Origin of the sequence: Nitratidesulfovibrio liaohensis, assembly GCF_011682075.1 — a bacterium.
Taxonomy (GTDB): domain Bacteria; phylum Desulfobacterota; class Desulfovibrionia; order Desulfovibrionales; family Desulfovibrionaceae; genus Cupidesulfovibrio; species Cupidesulfovibrio liaohensis.
Genome location: NZ_VSMK01000392.1, coordinates 1 through 2633 on the forward strand (window position 1 = coordinate 1; position 2633 = coordinate 2633).

Below are 2633 nucleotides of genomic sequence, written 5' to 3' on the forward strand. Positions count from 1 at the left end.
CCCGTCGCCGTCGTCGCCGTTTGCCGCCTTGCCGCGCTTCTTTCCGGAAGGGGCGGGCGGCTGCCCGGTACAGGCCCAGCCGCGCGGGGTTTGGCGCACTTCGCCGCCGCATAGCGGGCACAGCCCGTCGGGCGTGCGGGCGTACCGTTCGGACGCCGTGTCCAGCAAACGGTCCAGATTGCGCCCGCCCACCCGCTTGATGCGATGCACGCCGTTCCACACGCTTTCGCGTATCCCGTGCATGAACTGCGGGTAGGTGGCGGTGCCCGCCTCCATGTCTTTGAGAGCCTTTTCCCACGTGCCGGTCAACTCGGGCGAGGCCACGTCGGGCAGCAGCGCCTCGATGATCTCGGCCACCTGCATGCCCCGGTCGCTGGCGATGAGCCGTTTGCCGTGCCTGGCCACATAGCCGCGCTGGAGCAGCGTTTCGATGACCTGTGCGCGGGTGGCGGGGGTGCCGAGGCCGCGTTCCTTCATGGCCTGGCGCAGTTCCTCGTCCTCCACCAGTTTCCCAGCGGTTTCCATGGCCGCCAGCAACGATGCGTCGGTGTAGTGGGCCGGGGCCTTGGTCTGGCGCGTTACCCGGCGGATATCGTCTGTGTGCAGCTTCGCACCCTTGCGGAGGGGGGGCAGGGGGGTGTCCTCCGCCGCACGCCACGGTTCCACGGCCAGCCAGCCCTTTTCCTTGAACACCTTGCCCCGCGCGATGAAGGCGTGCTCGCCCACCTTCACCGTGACGGTGGAGGTGGCGAATTTTGCCTCGGCGCAGAAGGCGGCGATGAACCGGCGGCAGATCATTTCGTAGATCTGCCGTTCCGGCTGCGAAAGGCGGGCCGGGTCGCCCTTGCGGGCGGTGGGGATGATGGCGTGGTGGTCGGTGACCTTGCGGTCATCCACGCAGGGGAACTTGACCTTGCCGGACTTGATGCGCGCAACCGCCAGCATGGTCTCGTCCGGGTACAGATGGTGGATGGCACGGAAGTGATTCAGGATTTCCGCGAACAGTTCCTTGGTCAGGTGGCGGGAATCGGTACGCGGGTATGTGATGAGCTTGTGCGTTTCGTACAGCGCCTGGGCGTGGGCCAAGGTGTCCTTTGCGGACAGGCCGAAGCGGGTGTTGGCTTCTCGCTGCAGGGTGGTCAGGTCGAAGGGCAGGGGCGGCTGCTGGCTGCCTGCCTTGCTGGCCACCGATTCCACCACGCCTTCGCGCCCGGTGCAGGCGTCGGCGATGGCCGAGGCCTCGTCCTCGCTGTCCACGCGGGTTTCGCGCAGTTCCGGCGGGCGGTGCCATACGGCGGGGAAGGAGTCCGGCGCGTCGGCGGGTGACGTGTCCGGTGTCGCGTCCGGTGCCGCATCGGGGGCGGTCCCGACGTCGTGCGCGGCCCGCCCCTTGCCGCCGCCGGGGGTGAACACGCCTTCCACGGTCCAGAAATCCTGCGGCACGAACTGTTCTATCTCGCGGCGGCGGGCGGTCAGCAGGCACAGCACCGGGGTCTGCACGCGCCCCACGGAGACAAGGCCGCCGGTCTTTACCGTGAACAGGCGCGAATAGTTCATGCCCACCAGCCAGTCGGCCTCGGCCCGGGCAAAGGAGGCCAGCCCCAGGTTGCGCTTTTCCGCGTCGGGCAGCAGGCGGGCAAGGCTCTTGCGCAGGCCTTCCTCGGTCATGTCGCTGGCCCACAGGCGGCGCACCGGTTTCGCACATTCGGCCATCAGGTAGATGCGCCGGAAGATCAGCTCGCCCTCGCGCCCGGCGTCGGTGGCGTTGATGACGCCGGTAACGCGCTCGTCGGTGAGCAGGCGGCGCAGCACGGCGAACTGGTCCGCCGTTTCCGGCAGTACCCGCAGCCGAAAGCGCGGCGGCAGCATGGGCAACTGGTCCAGGGTCCAGCGGCCCGCCCAGGCCGGGTCCTGTTCCTCCGGTTCGGCAATGCCCACAAGGTGCCCCACGGCCCAGCTCACCAGATGGTCCGGCCCTTCCAGAAAGCCCGCGCGGCGCTGCGTGGCGCCCACGAGGGGGGCCAGTTCACGCGCGACAGAGGGCTTTTCGGCGATGATCAGGGTTTTGGACATGGTGAATGGTTGGTTGCGGGGGCGATGGGTGAAATGTTGGAGTGTGGGCCCGTTATGGGCACGGGGCACCCCGACCGGTGTGCCGCCCGGCATCCCGACCGGTACCTTGACCTGCCACGGGCAGGCGGCTACAGCCGGAGGCCATGGCCGACCAGCGTACCCTTACCCCACCTGGTATCCCATCCGGAACCGCGCCGGGAGCGGAAACCGCAACGGGCGAATCCGCACCCCACGCGGGGCAGCCTACCCCCGCCCGCTATGCGGTGCCCTTTCTGTCCGGCCACTCGGGCAGGCCGGACGCGGCAGGGCCGGGCGCCTTGGCGCAGGGGGCCGAGCTGGTCCACATGGCCGGGGCTACCGGGTTTGCCGGGGGCGTGTACCGGCGGGAAGACTCCATCAAGCGCAGCCGGTTCATCGTCAGCGTGGCCCACGCGCCGGACACGGCCACGGCGCGGGCCTTCATCGAGGCGGTGCGCGGCGAATTCGCCGACGCCACCCACAACTGCTGGGCCTTTGCCGCCGGGCCGCCGGGCGACACCGCGCGCATCGGGTGCAGCGAC

General features: G+C 69.4%; 2 protein-coding genes. One reads left to right on the forward strand and one right to left on the reverse strand.

Annotated features, from left to right (window positions below; all coding sequences use genetic code 11):
* Positions 1–2073: DNA topoisomerase 3 (locus FVW27_RS12815; RefSeq protein WP_243838427.1), on the reverse strand; the 2073-nt coding region annotated here is incomplete at its 3' end.
* A 143-nt stretch (positions 2074–2216) separates the two neighbouring features.
* Here FVW27_RS12815 and FVW27_RS12820 point away from each other — a divergent pair.
* Positions 2217–2633 (forward strand): YigZ family protein (locus FVW27_RS12820; RefSeq protein WP_208294773.1); only part of this gene is annotated, 417 nt, incomplete at its 3' end.